The 16,851-nt window shown below is 73.6% G+C and carries 16 protein-coding genes; 7 read left to right on the top strand and 9 right to left on the bottom strand.

Annotated features, from left to right (window positions below):
• Positions 1 to 149 precede the first annotated feature (149 nt).
• A complete protein-coding gene (locus ACFZCF_RS28670) occupies positions 150 to 1,394 on the top strand; it encodes a GNAT family N-acetyltransferase (protein WP_391289799.1) in 1,245 nt (414 codons plus the stop codon).
• A 139-nt stretch (positions 1,395 to 1,533) separates the two neighbouring features.
• Here ACFZCF_RS28670 and ACFZCF_RS28675 read toward each other — a convergent pair whose 3' ends face one another.
• The 4 genes from ACFZCF_RS28675 to ACFZCF_RS28690 all read right to left on the bottom strand — a co-directional run bounded on the left by ACFZCF_RS28675 (position 1,534) and on the right by ACFZCF_RS28690 (position 4,490).
• Entirely contained in the window at positions 1,534 to 2,973 is a 1,440-nt protein-coding gene (locus ACFZCF_RS28675) for an MFS transporter (protein WP_391289801.1), read from the bottom strand.
• A gap of 103 nt (positions 2,974 to 3,076) precedes the next feature.
• Positions 3,077 to 3,562: a MarR family winged helix-turn-helix transcriptional regulator gene (locus ACFZCF_RS28680; RefSeq protein ID WP_388438686.1), complete on the bottom strand. Its 486-nt coding sequence runs from the start codon at positions 3,560 to 3,562 to the stop codon at positions 3,077 to 3,079.
• Between the two features lie 84 nt (positions 3,563 to 3,646).
• Positions 3,647 to 4,060, bottom strand: coding sequence for a VOC family protein (locus ACFZCF_RS28685; protein ID WP_388438683.1), 414 nt, complete (start codon positions 4,058 to 4,060; stop codon positions 3,647 to 3,649).
• A 10-nt stretch (positions 4,061 to 4,070) separates the two neighbouring features.
• Positions 4,071 to 4,490 carry a helix-turn-helix transcriptional regulator gene (locus ACFZCF_RS28690; RefSeq protein WP_388438965.1) on the bottom strand — a complete coding sequence of 140 codons (420 nt, stop codon included), beginning with the start codon at positions 4,488 to 4,490 and terminating at the stop codon, positions 4,071 to 4,073.
• An 87-nt stretch (positions 4,491 to 4,577) separates the two neighbouring features.
• On the opposite strand from ACFZCF_RS28690, the gene ACFZCF_RS28695 reads away from it, so the two are divergent.
• The 3 genes from ACFZCF_RS28695 to ACFZCF_RS28705 all read left to right on the top strand — a co-directional run bounded on the left by ACFZCF_RS28695 (position 4,578) and on the right by ACFZCF_RS28705 (position 6,071).
• Positions 4,578 to 4,952 (top strand): helix-turn-helix domain-containing protein, encoded by a 375-nt coding sequence (locus ACFZCF_RS28695; RefSeq protein WP_169087762.1) that lies wholly within the window; start codon positions 4,578 to 4,580, stop codon positions 4,950 to 4,952.
• A gap of 92 nt (positions 4,953 to 5,044) precedes the next feature.
• A complete protein-coding gene (locus ACFZCF_RS28700) occupies positions 5,045 to 5,632 on the top strand; it encodes a hypothetical protein (RefSeq protein ID WP_388438679.1) in 588 nt (195 codons plus the stop codon).
• A 97-nt stretch (positions 5,633 to 5,729) separates the two neighbouring features.
• Entirely contained in the window at positions 5,730 to 6,071 is a 342-nt protein-coding gene (locus tag ACFZCF_RS28705; protein WP_360608259.1) for a DUF2516 family protein, read from the top strand.
• Between the two features lie 132 nt (positions 6,072 to 6,203).
• Here ACFZCF_RS28705 and ACFZCF_RS28710 read toward each other — a convergent pair whose 3' ends face one another.
• The 3 genes from ACFZCF_RS28710 to ACFZCF_RS28720 all read right to left on the bottom strand — a co-directional run bounded on the left by ACFZCF_RS28710 (position 6,204) and on the right by ACFZCF_RS28720 (position 9,992).
• A complete protein-coding gene (locus ACFZCF_RS28710; RefSeq protein WP_391289806.1) occupies positions 6,204 to 7,556 on the bottom strand; it encodes a SpoIIE family protein phosphatase in 1,353 nt (450 codons plus the stop codon).
• Between the two features lie 308 nt (positions 7,557 to 7,864).
• Positions 7,865 to 8,932, bottom strand: a complete 1,068-nt coding sequence (locus tag ACFZCF_RS28715) for an NlpC/P60 family protein (protein ID WP_391289808.1) — start codon at positions 8,930 to 8,932, stop codon at positions 7,865 to 7,867.
• Between the two features lie 259 nt (positions 8,933 to 9,191).
• Positions 9,192 to 9,992, bottom strand: coding sequence for a class I SAM-dependent methyltransferase (locus ACFZCF_RS28720; RefSeq protein ID WP_391289809.1), 801 nt, complete (start codon positions 9,990 to 9,992; stop codon positions 9,192 to 9,194).
• Positions 9,993 to 10,400: 408 nt separating this feature from the next.
• Here ACFZCF_RS28720 and mshA point away from each other — a divergent pair, with 408 nt between their 5' ends.
• Together mshA and ACFZCF_RS28730 are read left to right on the top strand one after the other, a co-directional pair.
• Positions 10,401 to 11,771 carry a D-inositol-3-phosphate glycosyltransferase gene (gene mshA, locus ACFZCF_RS28725; protein ID WP_388438667.1) on the top strand — a complete coding sequence of 457 codons (1,371 nt, stop codon included), beginning with the start codon at positions 10,401 to 10,403 and terminating at the stop codon, positions 11,769 to 11,771.
• A complete protein-coding gene (locus tag ACFZCF_RS28730) occupies positions 11,764 to 12,354 on the top strand; it encodes a YbjN domain-containing protein (protein WP_391289812.1) in 591 nt (196 codons plus the stop codon). Before mshA ends, ACFZCF_RS28730 begins: the two co-directional genes overlap by 8 nt.
• Here the strand turns inward: ACFZCF_RS28730 and ACFZCF_RS28735 are convergent.
• Positions 12,248 to 13,576, bottom strand: a complete 1,329-nt coding sequence (locus ACFZCF_RS28735) for an MFS transporter (protein ID WP_391289814.1) — start codon at positions 13,574 to 13,576, stop codon at positions 12,248 to 12,250. The two genes, ACFZCF_RS28730 and ACFZCF_RS28735, sit on opposite strands and share 107 nt — an antisense overlap.
• 126 nt (positions 13,577 to 13,702) lie before the next feature.
• Between ACFZCF_RS28735 and ACFZCF_RS28740 the strand changes: the two genes are divergently transcribed.
• Positions 13,703 to 14,461 (top strand): phosphoglyceromutase, encoded by a 759-nt coding sequence (locus tag ACFZCF_RS28740; protein ID WP_388438658.1) that lies wholly within the window; start codon positions 13,703 to 13,705, stop codon positions 14,459 to 14,461.
• A gap of 70 nt (positions 14,462 to 14,531) precedes the next feature.
• Here ACFZCF_RS28740 and ACFZCF_RS28745 read toward each other — a convergent pair whose 3' ends face one another.
• Positions 14,532 to 16,802 carry an FG-GAP-like repeat-containing protein gene (locus ACFZCF_RS28745; protein WP_391289816.1) on the bottom strand — a complete coding sequence of 757 codons (2,271 nt, stop codon included), beginning with the start codon at positions 16,800 to 16,802 and terminating at the stop codon, positions 14,532 to 14,534.
• Positions 16,803 to 16,851 lie beyond the last annotated feature (49 nt).

The following is a 16,851-nucleotide window of genomic DNA, read 5'->3' on the forward strand; positions in this document are numbered from 1 at the left end:
TCCCGTACGAGGCCTCGCGCCCGGCACGCCGAGAGCACGCACCTGACGCCGCGGGGCCGCCCTCCGGGCGACGGCGGGAGTTCGACGACAGGCCCCAGGGCGCGACAAATTCCGTGGGCGGAGCGGGCCCGCGTGCGTAGGGTCGGGGGATGGCTGTCGAACTGCGCGTGGTGACCGAGTCCGAATTCCCCGACTGGCTGCGGGCGTTGCGGACGGGCTTCCTGAACGAGCCGGTCGTCTCCGACCGGGTGGTCGCCGACCGGCTGGCCCATGTCGACCTGGACCGCACGCTGGCCGCCGTGGACGGCGGCCGGGTGGTCGCCACCTTCCGTTCCTTCCGGCAGGAGCTCAGCACCGTCGGTGGCGGCGGTCTCGTCGCGGACGCGATCACGCAGGTGACCGTCTCGCCGACGCACAAGCGGCGCGGGCTGCTGAGCCGGCTGATGGCGCGGGACCTGGCGGCGGCCCGGGAGCGGGGGGACGCGGTGGCGACGCTGATCGCCGCCGAGTACCCGATCTACGGCCGGTACGGCTTCGGCCCGGCGAGCTGGTCCACCGAGTGGAGCGTGGACCTGCGGCGGGCGGGTCTGGATCCGCGCCGCAGCGGCCGCCCGGAGGACGGGGGCCGGATCGATCTGACCGACGGGGCGGAGATCCGTCGGATCGGGCCCGGGCTGCACCGGCGGCTGGCCGGCGTCCGGGCCGGCGTGACCGGGCGGCTGCCCCGCAACTGGGACGTGGGCACCGGCGGCGGGCAGCACCTGGAGCCGTGGACGGAGCCGTACTACGCGGTGTACCGCTCGGCGTCCGGGGAGCCCGAGGGGTACGTGTCGTACCGCTGCGACGACAAGTGGGGCGACGGCAAGCAGCCGGAGAACACGCTGACCGTGCGGGATCTGATCGCGGCGACGCCGGCCGCCGAGCACGCCCTGTGGCGGTACGTCTGCTCGCTGGACTGGGTGGCGACCGTCCGCAGCGGTTCGCGGGCGCCGGACGACCCGCTGCCGCTGCTGCTGCCGGATCCTCGGGCGGCGCGGACGGTGACCCACGCGGACATGCTGTGGCTGCGGGTCCTCGACGTGGTGCGGGTCCTGGAGGAGCGGACGTATCCGGTGACGGACGGGCTCGTCCTGGACGTGCGGGACGCCGACGGCTTCGCGGGCGGGCGGTACCTCCTGGACGCCTCGCCGAAGGGGGCCTCGTGTGTGCCGACGACCGCCTCCGCGGACCTGGTGCTCGACGTGGCCGAGCTGGCCCGGCTGGTCCTCGGCGACGCGTCGCCGGTGCGGCTGGCGCTGCTCGGCCGGATCGAGGAGGCGGTGCCGGGGGCGGCGGCCCGGGCGGAGCTGCTGTTCCGGACGCCGCTGCGGGCGTTCTCGCCGGACATCTTCTGACGCCGGTCCCCGGTTCCGCCCGGCCTGTTCCCAGGACAGCCGCACCCTGCGCCGGCCGGTGGATCCGGGGTGTCGGCGCGGGCGGCGGGGCTGCTCGACTCGGGGGTCCTGGACCGGACCGGCGCTTCCCGGGCCGCCGTCAGGCGGCCATCGCCACCTCGGGATCCGCGCTCCCCGCGCTCTCCGCCCTCTCCCCCCGCTTCGTGCGCAGGACGGCCGCGGCGATCACGAGGGCGGTGACGAGGAGTCCCGTGCCGACCCCGAAGGCCAGGCGGTAGCCGCCGGTCAGGGCCTCCGCGGCGCTCCGTCCGGCCGCGTCGAGCGTCTCGGTGCGGGCGGCGGCCAGAGTGGTGAGGACGGCGACGCCGAGCGCCATGCCGATCTGCTGCGTGGTGTTGAAGAGGCCGGAGGCGAGGCCCGCGTCGGCCTCGTCGGCACCCGACATCCCGAGGGCGGTGAGCGCGGGCAGGGCCAGGCCGAATCCGGCGGCGAGCAGCATCGCGGGGAGCAGGTCGACGGCGTACGAGGCGTCCGCCGGGAGCCGGGTGAGCAGGCCGAGGACGCCGATCAGCAGGGTGAGGCCGGTGAGCAGGACGGCGCGCTCGCCGAAGCGGCCGATGAGCCGGGCGGCCGCGCCGAGCGAGACGGCGCCGATGGCCAGGGCGGCCGGCAGCATCGCGAGACCGGTGGCGGTGGCGCCGTACCCCTGCGCCTTCTGGAGGTGGAGGGCGACCAGGACCTGGAAGGCGAACAGCGCCGCGACCATGAGGAGCTGGACGAGGTTCGCGCCGGCGACGGCCCGCGAGCGGAGGATCCGCAGCGGCATCAGCGGGGTGGCGGCGGTGCGCTGGCGGACCAGGAAGCCGGCGAGGAGGGCGAGGGCGAGCGCCCCGAGGCCGAGGGTGTGGGCGGAGCCGGCTCCGTACTCCTCGATGCGCACGACCGCGTAGATGCCGGTCATCAGGCCCGCGGTGACCAGGAACGCGCCGAGTGCGTCGGCGCCGGCCCGCAGGCCGAGTCCCCGGTCGGCGGGGAGGGTGCGGGTGGCGAGGGCGATCGCGGCCGCGCCGATCGGCAGGTTGATGAGGAAGATCCAGTTCCAGGAGAGGGCGTCGGTGAGGAGTCCGCCGAGGACCTGGCCGACGGAGGCGCCGGCGGCGCCGGTGAAGCTGAACACGGCGATGGCGCGGGCCCGTTCACGGGGTTCGGTGAAGAGCGTGACGAGGATGCCGAGGCTGACGGCGGAGGACATCGCGCTCCCGGCGCCCTGGAGGAAGCGGGCGGTGATGAGGACGGCGGGGGAGGCGGCGGCGGCCGCGAGGAGGGAGGCGCCGGTGAAGACGGCGATCCCGGAGAGGAACATCCGTCTGCGTCCGATGAGGTCGCCGAGTCGTCCGGCGAGCAGGAGGAGCGAGCCGAAGGCGATCAGGTAGGCGTTGACGACCCAGCTCAGTCCGGCCGGGCTGAAGCCTAGGTCGGCCTGGATGGCGGGCATCGCGACGGTGACGATGCTGCCGTCGAGGACCGTCATGAGCATGGCGCTGGCGAGGACGGTGAGCGCGAGGGAACGGGTGCGCATGGATCTCTCCTGTCGAGGGAGGCAACAGGAGAGACGTTAGCAGAAGGTTTTGTTGCAGACTATTTTTTACGGAACCTTACGAGGGTGGCGAGAAAGCGCGGGCTCAGTTCTTCTGGCGGGCCCGGCGAGCGGTCGCCGGTGCCTCGACGGGCGTCTTCAGGTGGTCCTCGGCCAGCCGGCCCAGCGCGCGGACCAGCACCTCCCGCTCCTCCTCCGGGAGCGAGTCGAGGGCGCCCGCGTGCACGCCGTCCACGATCCGCCGGCTCTCCGCCGCGAGTCGCGCGCCCGCCTCGGTGACGGCGATGATCCGCGCCCGCCGGTCGGTGCTCGACGGCCGCCGCTCGGCCAGTCCGGCCTTCTCCAGGGCGTCGACGGTGACGACCATCGTCGTCTTGTCCATGTCGCCGATCTCCGCGAGCTGCGCCTGGGTCCGCTCCTCCTCCAGGGCGTGGACGAGGACGCAGTGCATCCGGGCCGTGAGCCCGATCTCCGCCAGCTCCGCCGCCATCCGCGTCCGCAGGACGTGGCTCGTGTGGTCGAGGAGGTAGGAGAGATCGGGCTCGCTGCGGCGGGGCGTCAAGGCGGTCATGCCGCCAGGATAGGCGAGGTCGGTCCGTCGCGGATTATCGGAAACCGGAGGACCGGTCCGGGTCGCCGACGGAGCTTCCGGGAGTCAGGAGAGCGGCTGCTGGAGGACGATCTGATTGCCCGCCGGGTCCAGGAAGGCGCACTCGCGGACGCCGTACGGCTGGTCCACCGGCTCGCGGAGCACCTCGGCGCCCGAGGCGGCGATCCGCTCGAAGGCGGCGTCGCAGTCGCCCGTGCCGAAGATCGCCGCCCGCAGCAGGCCCTTGCGCATGAGGTCCACGACCGCCTGGCGGTCGGCCTCGGAGGCGGTGGGGTCGGCCAGCGGCGATTCGAGGACCACCGACACGTCCGGCTGCGCGGGCGAACCCACGGTCACCCAGCGCATGCCCTGGAAGCCGACGTCCTTGCGGACCTCCAGGCCGAGGGCGTCGCGGTAGAAGCCGAGCGCCTTCTCGTGGTCGTCGACGGTGATGAAGGTCTGGGAGAGGTTGATGTCCATGCGCTCCACGCTAGGGAGCGCTGTCGAGCGGCGCTTCTCCGTTCCTGACCGGTCGCGAGGCGACCTTGGCGACGCAGGCGGGCAGGGCGGCGTCGCCGCCGTGCGCCCGGGCCCGGTACGCGCTCGGCGTCTCGCCCACCAACTGGGTGAAGCGCGAGCTGAAGGAGCCGAGCGAGGTGCACCCCACCTCCATGCAGACGTCCGTCACCGACAGGTCCCCGCGCCGGAGCAGCGCCTTGGCCCGCTCGATCCGGCGGGTCATGAGGTAGCTGTACGGCGTCTCCCCGAAGGCGGCCCGGAAGCTCCGCGCGAAGTGCCCGGTCGACATCAGCGCCGTCTGCGCGAGCGCGGCCACGTCCAGCGGCCGCGCGTACTCACGGTCCATCCGGTCCCGCGCCCTGCGCAGGCGCCGGAGGTCGTCGAGGGGGATGCGGCTCGTCACGTCCTCACGGTACCGGGGACACTCTTGCAAGCAGCATGCTTGCAAAAGTTAGCAAGCGGTGGCAGGGTACGGACCATGGCATCGCTCAACGTCGGCAATCTCGGCAGCCTCGGCGACTACCTCCGCGAGCAGCGGCGCACCGCGCAGCTCTCGCTGCGGCAGCTCGCCGAGGCCGCCGGGGTGTCGAACCCGTACCTGAGCCAGATCGAGCGCGGACTGCGCAAGCCCAGCGCCGAGGTGCTCCAGCAGGTCGCCAAGGCGCTGCGGATCTCGGCCGAGACGCTCTACGTGCGGGCCGGCATCCTCGACGAGAAGGACCGCGAGGAGCTGGAGACGCGGGCCGTCATCCTGGCCGATCCCTCGATCAGTGAGCGGCAGAAGCAGGTGCTGCTCCAGATCTACGACTCCTTCCGCAAGGAGAACGCGGCGGAGTCGGAGGCGACCGGCTAGCACGCCGGCCCGTGCGCCGCGTTCGGACGCCGCGCCGGTACGCCCGTTTGCATGCCACACGCTCGTACGCCCTACCCGGGAGGACCATCAGCATGGCCATCATCGACGAACTGCGTACCCCCCTCTACTTCGCCGCCGGCACCGCCGACCTCGCCGTGCGCCAGGCCCGCAAGGTGCCCGCCCTGATCGAGCAGCTCGCCGCCGAGGCGCCCGGCCGGATCGAGGCCGTGCGGAAGACCGACCCGAAGGCCGTGCAGGAGAAGGTCCAGGAGAAGGTGCAGGCCACCGTCGCCGAGGTCGTCGGGGTCGTCGGCGGTCTGGACACCGACCTCAAGAAGCTGGGCGAGACGGCGCAGGACCTCGCCCTGCGGGGCGTCGGCGTGGCCGCCGAGTACGCGGTGAAGGCGCGCGAGAAGTACGAGGAGGTCGCCGCCCGGGGCGAGGAGACCGTCCGCGCCTGGCGCGGCGAGACGGCCGAGCCGGCCACGGAGATCACCGTCGTGGTCGAGCCGGAGCCGGAGGCCCCGGCCGCGGAGCCCGAGCCGGCGGCTGCGGCGGCGGAGCCCGAGCCGGCCGTGGAGGCCGGGGCCGCGTCCAAGCCCGCCGCCCGCAAGCCCTCCACCCGCAAGGCCCCCGCCAAGAAGACGGCCGCCGCCAAGGCGGACGTGACCGCCGAATAGCGGATCCGGGCACCATTCCCGGGGTCCGACGCGTTGGAACGGGTACCTTGACCGCGAGGCGCGTACGTACCCCAATGATTCCTAGGCGGTGTTCAGCATGCTGATGGACCGGTTCGACAACACCCTGAACCTGTTGATGTTCCTGGTCTTCACCGGCTTCGCCGTCGCCTCGTTCGTCATCGCGGCGATGGTGAGGGAGGACGCGTACCGGGCCGCGGACAAGCAGACGAAGAAGTTCTGGCTGATCCTCCTCGGGGTCAACCTCGCCCTGAACCTCTTCCTGCCCGGTCTCCTCTTCCTCCTCATCGCGGGCCTGATCGCCGCCATCGTCTTCATGGTCGACGTCCGCCCGGCCCTCAAGCAGGTCATGGGCGGCGGGGGCCGCCGCGGCGGCTCCAGCAGCGACGGCCCGTACGGTCCCTACAACGGCGGCCGGTAGGCGGCTGGGCGCGAGGGCGCGCCGTCACGCATGAGGGCGGCCGGTGGCCGTCCCGTACGAGGGCGGACGCGGCCGTGACCTATGAGGGCGGGCGGTGGCCGTTCACCGCGTCGGGCGCGGGGCCCGGGGGACTCACCCCCGGGCCCCGCCGCGTTCCAGGGCCAGCAGGGCCACGTCGTCGGTCAGCTCGCCGCCGTTGAGCGTGCGGGCCTCCGCCATCGCCGCCTCCAGGAGCGCCTCGCCGCGCAGGCCCCCGGTCATCTGCCGGTTGATCATGTCGACCATGCCGTCCTGACCCAGCCGGGGCGAGCCCGGTCCGGCGGTCCGGCCCTCGATCAGGCCGTCGGTGTAGAGCAGCAGGCTCCACGCCCCGCCCAGCTCGACCTGGCGGCGCGGCCAGCGGGCGCGCGGCAGCAGGCCCAGGGCCGGGCCCCCGTCCTCGTACGGCAGCAGCCGCGCCGTCCCGCCGTGCTGGGCGACCAGCGGCGCCGGGTGGCCGGCCAGGCAGAGCCCGGCGCGCCGCCCGTCGGGCGCGATGTCGACCGTGCAGAGGGTCGCGAAGATCTCCTCGCTCTCCCGCTCGTGCTCCAGGACCCGCTGGAGGGTGGAGAGCAGCTCGTCGCCGCAGAGCCCGGCGAAGGTCAGGGCGCGCCAGGCGATCCGCAGCTCGACGCCGAGGGCGGCCTCGTCGGGGCCGTGGCCGCAGACGTCGCCGATCATGGCGTGGACGGTGCCGTCCGGGGTGCGGACGACGTCGTAGAAGTCGCCGCCGAGCAGCGCGCGGGAGCGGCCCGGCCGGTAGCTGGCGGCGAAGCGGAGGTCGGAGCCGTCCAGGAGCGGGGTGGGCAGCAGGCCGCGCTCCAGGCGGGCGTTCTCCTGGGCGCGCAGCCGGGACTCGGCGAGCTTCACCTTGGCGGCGTCGTTGCGCTTGCGCTCGACCGCGTACCGGATGGCGCGGCTGAGGAGCCGGCCGTCGAGCTCCTCGCGGAAGAGGTGGTCCTGGGCCCCGACGCGGACCGCCTCGGCGGCGAGCCCCGCGTCGGCGGAGGGGGCGAGGGCCAGGACGGCGTGCCGGGGCGCGAGGCGCAGGATGTGCCGCAGCGGGGCGAGCGGGTCCTCGTCGGCCGCGCCCCGGGGCACGGGCAGCGAGAGGTCGACGAGCACGCAGTGCACGTCGTCGGTGAGGAGCCGCTCGGCCTCGGTGAGGTTGCGCGCGGTGCGGATGCGGATCCGGGTGCCCGCGGCGCCGGCGGCGTCCAGGAGTTCGGGTACGGCGAGGGAACCCGCCGGGTCGTCCTCGACGACCAGGAGGGTGAGGTCGGTGCGGTCGCGATCGGTTCCTGTGCCTGTGGTCGTGCTGGTTCCTGCGCCTGTGCCGGTCCCTGCGTCGGTCGCGGCGTCGGTCGCGGCGGTGGCGTCCATGGCTGCGGTGTCGCATGGCCCCGCAGCAGAGACGATTCTCTGGCGCGGTACGGATACGGGCATCGGTCCGGGTTTCCTTCCCTCCCCCGAGGGTGCGCCGGGCGCCGGGTGGCGTCCCGCCCGTCCGGGACCATAGCGGCAGTGCGGCGCCCGGCGGAATGGCGATCACTCCGCGGGCGCCGGGGTCTTCCTTGGCATATGCCGCGGAAGGGGAGGTAGTTGCGCCGCGAGGGGGCGCGGACGGGCCCGCGACCCATGAGAAAGGTCACTCGGTCCCGGTGCTCCGCGCCCCGGAGTCCCGGTGTCCCGGTGCCCCGGTCGTGCGTCGGGCCATGGGGGAGGGGAGTGGAGGGGCGGGATGGGCCCGGGTGTCAGGAGGGGCGGACGATGCCGAGGATCTCCATCGAGCCGGCGCCGGCGACGGTCACGTTCCGGCCGGGCCGGGGGGCGTGGACCATCTTCCCGTCGCCGATGTACATGCCGATGTGGCTGGCGTCCTTGTAGTAGACGATCAGGTCGCCGGGGCGCATGTCCTTCGGCTGCACCCGGGGGAGCAGCCGCCACTGCTCCTGCGAGGTGCGCGGGATGCGCTCGCCCGCGGCGGCCCACGCGGACTGGGTGAGGCCGGAGCAGTCGAAGGAGTCGGGCCCCTCGGCGCCCCACACGTACGGCTTGCCGACCTGCGCGAGGGCGGCCTCGACCGCCTTGCGGCCCTCGGCGGTGGAGGCGCCGCCGAGCTCGTCGAGGATGCCGGTGTCCAGCCACTTGGTCTGGGCCCGCTGCCGGGCCTGCTCCTCCAGGCGGCGCAGCCGCTCGCGCTCCTCGGCGGCGAGTTCGCTCTCCAGCTTCTTCGCGGCGGCGATCTTCTCGTTGATCTCCTTCTTCGCGGCGGCCTGCCGGACGCGGTCGGCCTCCAGCTTGGTCCAGTTGTCACCGGCCTCGGAGGCGTAGGTGTCCAGCTCGGCCTGGGCGCGGGTGAGTTCGCCGAGGAGGTCGGTGGTGGCCTTGGCGCGCTCGCGGAGCCGGCCGGCCGTGTCGAGGTAGAGCTGCGGGTCGCCGGCGAGGGCGAGCTGGGCGCTCCGGGGGATGCCGCCGCTGCGGTACTGGGCGCGGGCGGCGGCGCCGGCCTCGGCCTTGAGGGTGTCGATCCGCTTGCGGCCGCCCTCGATCATCCGGGCGAGCCGGACGATCTCGGCGGACTGGGTCGCGGTGCGCTCCTCGGCGAGGTTGTACGCGTCGGTGGCGGCGGCCGCCTGGTGGTACAGCTCCTCGATCTCCGTCCGGACCTCTTCGAGGGTCTTCGCGGGCGCGGCGGGCGGCGGCGGGGGGAGCGGGACGGCGGCGGCCTGGAGGGTGAGCGCCGGGGAGGCCAGGACGGCCAGGGCGCAGGCCACGGTGACCGCGGCGGCGGCGTACGGACGTCGGCGTCGTCGGTTCACTGGTTATCCCCCTCACGGCCCGGGTTTCCCCCCTGGGCCGCTTCCTGATTTACCGTCAGTAACTTGTGTGGTCCTGGCGATAGTGCCACGTGAATCCGGAAAACGACAGGTACCCCACCAGAGTGACGCCCGTGGACCGGCTGACGTTCCCCCGCTCGGGCGTCATGATCGGAAACCTGGCCCGCGCGGCCCCGGACGCCGCCCGCGCGCCCCGGACGTCGCCCGTGCGCCCGGACTCGCCTGCGTACCCGGTCGTCGCCTACGCGCGCGGCGCCAGCGCGTCCCAGCGGACCGTGACCTCGCCCTGGCGCCAGCGCTTCGGGCCGTCCGTGACCGGCCAGTCCGCCGCCAGGTCCCGGACGGCGCGGATCCAGCGCTGCCGGGCGCCGAGGGAGGCGTACGGGGCCGCCGCCGCCCAGGCCCGGTCGAAGTCCCGCAGGAACGCGTGGACCGGCTCGCCGGGCACGTTGCGGTGGATCAGCGCCTTCGGGAGGCGTTCGGCCAGGTCCGAGGGGCGGTCGAGGGAGCCGAGCCGGGTCGCGAGGGTGACGGTGCGCGGTCCGTCCCGGTCGAGCGCCACCCACACGTGCCGGCGCCCGATCTCGTCGCAGGTCCCCTCGACCAGGAGGCCGTCCGGCGCGAGGCGCCCGCACAGCCGCTCCCACACGGTCGTGACCTGCTCCTCGTCGTACTGGCGCAGCACGTTCGCGGCGCGGATCAGCGAGGGCGCCCCCGGCACCGGCACCTCGAAGCCGCCGTGCACGAAGCGCAGGCCCTCGTGCCGCTCCTCGTACGGCTTCGCGGCCTCGACCCTGGCCGGTTCGATCTCGATCCCGTACAGCAGGGTGCGGGGCTCGGCGGTGCGCAGCCGCGCCAGCAGCTCCACGGCGGTCCAGGGGGCGGCGCCGTACCCGAGGTCGACGGCGACGGGCGGCTCCGGGGACCGGCGCAGAGCCGGCCCGTGGACGGCGGCGATCCAGCGGTCCATGCGGCGCAGCCGGTTGGGGTTCGTGGTCCCGCGGGTCGGCGTGCCGACGGGGCGGGTGGTGCGCGGGGCCATGGGACGAGGATACGGAGCCGGTCACGGGCCCGGCCCCCCCCGCCTCGGCTCGCGGGGGCCGGGCCGTTTCGGCTCCGGCATGAGCGCCTTCCCGTGCGCCGCGCGATCACCCCGCTCGCCGACCGAGCGGCACCCCCGCCGGGCGACCAGCCCCACCAGGCGCCCGGGCCCCATCCCGCACGCACCCAACCCCTCACCCCCACCCCCCCACACCCCCCGTAACCACCCGCATCCGTCCCCGTAAGCCCCAGCCGCCCCTCAAGTAATGAATTGGCAAAACGCCGGACGTGACGGAAAGGGCGGAAATGAAGGAGGTCGTTCCGGCGTTGTGCGGGGCGGAGGGCGTGGATCGCGTCCTCCGCCTGTCATGTCCGCACGCCAGGCCCCTCTCGCGGAAGGACCGCCGACGTGAGCCAGTACGTGTCCCGGTTCGCCGGCACCCGGCACCGGCACCCGGCAGCGGCCTCCCGGCTCCGGCTGCCGGGCCGCTCCCGGGCCCCCCGCCGGGTGGCCATGCTCTCCGTGCACACCTCCCCGCTGCACCAGCCGGGCACCGGCGACGCGGGCGGCATGAACGTCTACATCGTCGAGCTCGCCAAGCGGCTCGCCGCCATCGACATCGAGGTCGAGATCTTCACCCGGGCCACCACCGGCGGCCTCCCCCCGGTGGTCGAGCTGGCGCCCGGCGTCCTGGTGCGGCACATCGACGCCGGCCCGTACGAGGGCCTCGCCAAGGAGGAGCTGCCGGCCCAGCTCTGCGCGTTCACGCACGGCGTGATGCAGGCGTGGGCGGGCCACCGCCCCGGCCACTACGACCTGGTGCACTCGCACTACTGGCTCTCCGGACACGTCGGCTGGCTCGCCGCCGAGCGGTGGGGCGTCCCGCTCGTCCACGCCATGCACACCATGGCCAAGGTCAAGAACGCGGCGCTCGCCGAGGGCGACACCCCCGAGCCCGCCGCGCGGGTCATCGGCGAGACCCAGATCGTCGCCGCCGCCGACCGGCTGATCGCCAACACCACCGAGGAGGCCGACGAGCTGGCCCGCTTCTACGACGCGGACCCCGGCAAGATCGCGGTCGTCCACCCCGGGGTCAACCTCGACCGCTTCCGGCCCGCCGACGGCCGCGCCGCCGCCCGTGCCCGCCTCGGGCTGCCGGAGGACGCCTTCGTGCCGGTCTTCGCCGGCCGGATCCAGCCCCTCAAGGCCCCCGACATCCTGCTGCGCGCCGCCGCCCTGATGGTGGACCGGGACCCCTCGCTGCGCTCCCGCATGGTGGTGCCGGTCGTCGGCGGTCCCAGCGGCAGCGGCCTCGCCAAGCCGGAGCAGCTCCAGAAGCTCGCCGCCCGCCTCGGCATCGCGGACCTCGTCCGCTTCCACCCGCCGGTCGGCCAGGAGCGGCTCGCCGACTGGTTCCGGGCCGCGTCGGTCCTCGTCATGCCCTCGTACAGCGAGTCCTTCGGCCTGGTCGCGATAGAGGCGCAGGCGGCCGGCACCCCGGTCGTCGCGGCCGCGGTGGGCGGCCTGCCCGTCGCCGTACGGGACGAGCGCACCGGCTTCCTGGTGCGGGGGCACGACCCGGCGGAGTACGCGCGGGTGCTGGACCGTTTCGCCGCCGACCCGGGCCTCACGGACCGGATGGGCGAGGCGGCCGCGCGGCACGCGGGGTCCTTCGGCTGGGACACGGCCGCGTCGGGCACCGCCGACGTGTACACGGCCGCCCTGCACGACCACCGCCAGCGCACGCACCACCGTCGCGTACGCTCCCACCATGGCTGACGCTCAGGACGCACGGCAGACCGAGGCCCGGCGGATCGTCGAGGACACCCTCACCGAGGCGGAGCTGGAGTGGGAGAGCCCCGCGCCCGGCTCGTACGTGGTCAAACTCCCCGGCACGCGCAAGCTGTTCACCACGCTGTCGCTGCGCCTGGGCCGCCACTCCCTCTCCCTCAACGCCTTCGTCGTCCGCCACCCGGACGAGAACGAGGCCGGCGTCCACCGCTGGCTCCTCGAACGGAACCTCAAGCTGTACGGGGTGGGGTACGCGATCGACCCGCTCGGCGACATCTACCTCGCCGGCAAGCTGCCGCTGGCCGCCGTCACGCCGGAGGAGCTGGACCGGCTGCTCGGCTCGGTCCTGGAGGCGGCGGACGGCGACTTCAACACGCTGCTCGAACTCGGCTTCGCGTCGGCCATCCGCCGGGAGTACGCCTGGCGGGTCTCCCGGGGCGAGTCGACGCGGAACCTCGACGCGTTCAGGAGCCTGACGCGGGAGCCGACCGCTTCCGCTCCGGCTTCGGCGCCGGCTCCGACTCCGGCGTCGGCTTCCGCTCCGACTCCGGCTCCGTCGGAACGGGACTGACGGGCTCCTCCTCGGCCAGCGCCCCGCGCAGCCGCAGCGTGTAGCCGACGGCGGCGAGGACGCCGACGCCGAAGGTGCCGGCCCACAGCACGTCCGAGCCCGGCCCGTCGACGATCGCGCCGGCCAGGATCGGCGCGACGAAACTGGCGACGGCCCACGACATGCCCATCACGCCCTGGTAGCGGCCGCGGGCGTGCTCCGGCGCGAGCCGGGCGGTGGCGGCGGCGTTCGTCGGCACGTGCACCATCTCGCCGACCGTCCACACGACGACCGTGGCGGCGAAGGCGACGGACGAGCCGGCCAGCGCGGTGGCGCCGGTGCCGACGGCGTAGAGCAGCGAGGAGAGGGCGAGCAGGACCACCGGCGAGCGCCGCTCGGTCACCTTGTTGACCAGCAGCTGGAAGCCGACGATCACGACGCCGTTGACGGCGATGACCAGACCGTACGAGGACGGCGGCAGGCCCTGCTCGGCCATGGTCAGCGGCAGTCCGATCCAGGGCGCGGTGAAGACCAGGCAGACCAGCAGGTTGAGCAGCACGAGCGTCCGGAAGGGCGCGTCCCGCAGCACGTCGAGCATGGACACCTTCTCCGCCGGCTCGCTCCGCCCGGCCTTCGCCGCGGGCCGCTCCGGCCGGGTCTCCGGCAGCCGCAGGAAGACGATCACGGCGCAGAGGGTGGTGGCGACGGCGTCGACGAGGAAGAGGGTGCGGTAACCGAGGAAGGCGGCGGCGCCGCCCGCGATCGAGGCGACGGCGAAGCCGAGGTTGAGCGCCCAGTAGTTGAGGGCGTAGGCGCGGCGCACGTCGTCGGCCGGGACCATGTCGGCGATCGTCGCGTTGATGGAGGGGCGGACGGCCTGCATGGCGACGCCCATGAGGAGCACGACGGCGGCCACGCCCCAGGCGCTGGTGACGAAGGCGAGCGCGGCGGCGCACGCGGCGGCCCCCAGATGCATGGTGATCATGGTGGGCCGGCGGCCCCAGCGGTCGGTCAGCATGCCGCCGAGCGGGGAGCCGGCGACGCCGCCGAGTCCGTGGAGGGCGACGACGAGACCGGCGAACCAGGCGGAGTGCCCGAGCTCGACGGTCAGGTAGTACGAGAGGAAGGTGAGGACGAAGGCGCCGGTCCTGTTGACGAGGGTCGACAGCCAGAGCCACCAGAAGCCCTGGGGAAGGCCGGAGACGGTGGAGTACGCCGACCGTCTGAGCGATTCGATGGACATATGAGGTGCTCCCCCCGCGTGCTGTAAGACCCTCCAACAGCTCACGAAACTTACGCATCTCGGCTGGCGGACGCCAGCGAATTGACGACGCGCGTCAATCGTCAGCGGTCCATTAGGCTCGTACGCATGGCCGACGCACCGTACAAGCTGATCCTCCTCCGCCACGGCGAGAGCGAGTGGAACGAGAAGAATCTGTTCACCGGATGGGTGGACGTGAACCTCACCGCGAAGGGCGAGAAGGAGGCGACGCGCGGCGGCGAGCTGCTCAAGGACGCCGGCCTGCTCCCCGACGTGCTGCACACCTCTCTCCAGAAGCGCGCCATCCGCACCGCGCAGCTCGCCCTCGAGGCCGCGGACCGCCACTGGATCCCGGTGCACCGCTCCTGGCGCCTGAACGAGCGTCACTACGGCGCCCTCCAGGGCAAGGACAAGGCCCAGACCCTCGCCGAGTTCGGCGAGGAGCAGTTCATGCTCTGGCGCCGCTCGTACGACACCCCGCCGCCGCCGCTCGCCGACGACGCCGAGTACTCCCAGGCCGGCGACGCCCGCTACGCCACCATCCCGCCGGAGCTGCGCCCGCAGACCGAGTGCCTCAAGGACGTCGTGGAGCGCATGCTCCCGTACTGGTACGACGGCATCGTCCCGGACCTCCTCGCCGGCCGCACCGTCCTGGTCGCCGCCCACGGCAACAGCCTCCGCGCCCTGGTGAAGCACCTCGACGGCATCTCCGACGCCGACATCGCGGGCCTCAACATCCCCACGGGCATCCCCCTGGCCTACGAGCTCGACGAGAACTTCAAGCCCCTCAACCCCGGCGGCACCTACCTCGACCCGGAGGCCGCCGCGGCCGCCATCGAGGCCGTCAAGAACCAGGGCAAGAAGTAACCCCCACCCACGAAAGAGCCCCCCGCCGGCGGACTGCCGGCGGGGGGCTCTTTCGTGGGGGTGGGGTGGGTCAGGAGACGTGGTTGTAGGGGGGCTGGTCGGTCAGGATCGGGCTGGTGGCGCGGCGGGCGAAGGGGGCTCGGTGGTCGCCGGTGCCGGCGTAGAAGTAGGCCGTCTTGTTCGGGCCGTACGCGAGCAGGTCGGGTCGGCCGTCGTAGTTGGCGTCGCCGATGCCGATGGTGTCGGTGTAGGCGCCCCAGCCGCCGCCGATCTGCTTGCGGGCGGTGAAGGTGCCGTCGCCCTTGCCGAGGTAGAGCCAGAGGACGCCGTCCTTGTCGCGGGCGATGAGGTCGCCGGCTCCGGCGCCGCCGATGTTGCCGGTGGCGGTGATCTGGTTGTAGATCCCCCAGCCGCCGGTGCCGATCTTCTGGCGGCGGCTGAAGGGGGCGCTGATGTCGCCGGTGCCCTTGTAGAGCCACAGGGCGCCGGTCTTGTCGGCGGCGACCAGGTCGGGGCGGCCGTCGCCGGTCAGGTCGCTGCCGCCGGTGATCTGGGCGTAGGTGTTCCAGCCGCCGCCCAGGGACTTCCGGGGCGCGATCGTCGCGTGGTAGCCGTTGCCGGTCACGTCGTACAGCCAGAGGGTGCCGGCCTTGTCCCGGGCGATGAAGTCGGCGGCGCCGCCGCCGATGCCGCCGACGGTCTCGATCCGGTCGTAGCCCTGCCAGCCGCCGCCGATCTTCCAGGCGGGGAAGCCCCTGCCGAGCGTCTTCCCGCGGCTGTCGTACGCGGTGTCGAGGTTCCAGAGCACGCCCTGGGCGTCACGGGCCAGCAGGTTGGGGGCGCCGTCCCCGTCCAGGTCGTGCTGCGAGGGAACGTTCCTGCCGGCGGTGAAGCTGCCGGACGCCTTCAGGTCCGGTCCGACACCGTTCTGCGGGCGGGCCGTGAACGTCCAGTCGTACGTCCCGGTCGCCGCGTCCTTGCCCATCTGGGACTCGGCCGCGATCTCCTTCCAGGTGATGCCGAACTGCCCGTCGCCGTAGTAGTACGGGCTGCCGGCGGACTCGCTGTAGAGGTGCAGCGTCTTCGAGAACGACGTGCCGGTCGCCCGGTGGGTGATCTTCAGGTCGACGTCCGCGTTCTCCCGGGACAGCTCCCACTTGAGCGGGGTGGGGGAGGCGAGGTCGAAGGGCTGCGGGATCCGCGTGCCGAGGTGGACGAGCCCCACGGGCTTCCCCGTGGTGGCGACGAGCTGGGCGGTCGGCTTGCCGTCGGCGGCGAGGGAGACGCGGTAGAGCCCGTCGCCCCGCTCGACGTGACCGCCGCGGACGTACAGCGTGTTGTCGGGGCCGGGCTCGATGGTCGAGACGTAGTCGAGGAGCCGGATGCTCTCGCCCGTGGTCAGGGACTTCGCCGTGAGGGGGAGCAGCCGCGGGCCCAGGCCGGTGCCGTCGCCCTCCAGGGATCCCGGGGTCCCGTACATCGCCCACGCGCCGAGCAGGCCGACGGTCAGGCTCTCGCCCTCGGGGAGCTCGGTGTCCTCGATCACCGTCTCGACGCCGGTGGCACGGTCCACGGAGTAGAGCTTTCCTCCCGCGTCCGCCCAGGTCAGGTGGGTGTCGGAGATCGCGGGGGAGCCCGGGTAGTAGGCGAGCCGGCGGACGGGGACGGCCTTGGCGGCGGCGAGGTCCACCACGGCGAGCTCACGTTCCCACGACGTTCCGTCCTGCACGGAGTACGAGAGCAGGACCGATCCGTCGCGCACCGGCGTGGCGGCGGGGGACTGGGCCGCGGCCGGGACGCCCTCGACCTTCCGCTGGGTGAGGGTGCCCCCGGTGCTGGTGACCAGGTGCAGCTCCACCGTGCCGTCCGTCTTCGTCACCTTCGCCAGGATCGTGTCCTTGGAGACGGCCTTGACGTAGGTGGCGTTCAGCGGGCGGAGGTCCATCGTGACCGTGCCGCCGCCGGGGGCCATGTCGCGCAGCTGCAGCACCAGGGAACGGGCGGGCGTCGACCCCTGCCCTGTCATGATCACGTCCGAGCCGCTGGAATCGGCCACCGGGGCGTCGATCGTGATGACCTTGCCGTCCGCGTACCGGGTCCACTGGTACGTCCGGCCCTTGTCCCACGCCCAGGCGAGGAAACCGGTCCTTCCGGCCGCGGTGAGGATCCCGTAGTTCGGGTACGGCAGGGGCGCGGTCCGCGTGTCCGTCACGGCCGCTTCCGCCGCGGGCAGGGGGGCGGCAGTGGCAGGGGCGGAGAGGAGGCCGGCTCCGAGCGTTGCGGCGAGGACGGTGGTGATCGCGGCGGAGACACCCCGACGGGTCGTGCGGGCGGAGATCAAGGTTCCTCCTGGGAAGTCGATATCGACGCCTTTTGTCGCCGGCGCCGTT

The sequence above is a fragment of the Streptomyces sp. NPDC007945 genome (genome assembly GCF_042958885.1).
Lineage (GTDB): Bacteria > Actinomycetota > Actinomycetes > Streptomycetales > Streptomycetaceae > Streptomyces.

Excerpts from the sequence above, each read along its gene's own strand:
- ACFZCF_RS28710 (WP_391289806.1), bottom strand. The coding sequence starts at position 7,556 with ATGCCCGTATCCGTACCGCGCCAGAGAATCGTCTCTGCTGCGGGGCCA.
- ACFZCF_RS28730 (WP_391289812.1), top strand. The coding sequence starts at position 11,764 with ATGGCTGACGCTCAGGACGCACGGCAGACCGAGGCCCGGCGGATCGTC.
- ACFZCF_RS28670 (WP_391289799.1), top strand. The coding sequence starts at position 150 with ATGGCTGTCGAACTGCGCGTGGTGACCGAGTCCGAATTCCCCGACTGG.
- ACFZCF_RS28705 (WP_360608259.1), top strand. The coding sequence starts at position 5,730 with ATGCTGATGGACCGGTTCGACAACACCCTGAACCTGTTGATGTTCCTG.
- ACFZCF_RS28740 (WP_388438658.1), top strand. The coding sequence starts at position 13,703 with ATGGCCGACGCACCGTACAAGCTGATCCTCCTCCGCCACGGCGAGAGC.
- ACFZCF_RS28680 (WP_388438686.1), bottom strand. The coding sequence starts at position 3,562 with ATGACCGCCTTGACGCCCCGCCGCAGCGAGCCCGATCTCTCCTACCTC.
- ACFZCF_RS28735 (WP_391289814.1), bottom strand. The coding sequence starts at position 13,576 with ATGTCCATCGAATCGCTCAGACGGTCGGCGTACTCCACCGTCTCCGGC.
- ACFZCF_RS28720 (WP_391289809.1), bottom strand. The coding sequence starts at position 9,992 with ATGGCCCCGCGCACCACCCGCCCCGTCGGCACGCCGACCCGCGGGACC.
- ACFZCF_RS28700 (WP_388438679.1), top strand. The coding sequence starts at position 5,045 with ATGGCCATCATCGACGAACTGCGTACCCCCCTCTACTTCGCCGCCGGC.
- ACFZCF_RS28685 (WP_388438683.1), bottom strand. The coding sequence starts at position 4,060 with ATGGACATCAACCTCTCCCAGACCTTCATCACCGTCGACGACCACGAG.
- ACFZCF_RS28675 (WP_391289801.1), bottom strand. The coding sequence starts at position 2,973 with ATGCGCACCCGTTCCCTCGCGCTCACCGTCCTCGCCAGCGCCATGCTC.
- ACFZCF_RS28695 (WP_169087762.1), top strand. The coding sequence starts at position 4,578 with ATGGCATCGCTCAACGTCGGCAATCTCGGCAGCCTCGGCGACTACCTC.